General features: G+C 60.8%; 1 pseudogene. It reads left to right on the top strand.

Features of this window, described 5'->3' with window-relative positions:
- Positions 1 to 232, top strand: a pseudogene (locus tag KVT37_RS33130) (DNA polymerase III subunit beta); the annotation flags it as partial.

Below are 232 nucleotides of genomic sequence, written 5' to 3'. Positions count from 1 at the left end.
CATTCCTACCGGGAACGACAAGAAGCTGATCATCGACCGCCAGTCCATCGCAGCGGCCGTCGATCGCGTGTCCACGATCACGTCCGAGCGCGGCCGCGCGGTGAAGCTCTCGATCAACGAAGGTCAGGACACACTTGCCGTCAACAATCCGGATTCAGGCAGCGCCACCGAGGAGCTGGCTGCGGATTATTCGTCGGACCCGAACGAGATCGGCTTCAACGCCAAATACCTG

The organism is Mesorhizobium sp. GbtcB19 (assembly GCF_019091085.1).
In the GTDB taxonomy this organism is placed as follows: domain Bacteria; phylum Pseudomonadota; class Alphaproteobacteria; order Rhizobiales; family Rhizobiaceae; genus Mesorhizobium.
The sequence above is the reverse complement of the archived record's forward strand: the minus strand, read 5'-3'. Positions and strand labels throughout refer to the sequence as shown.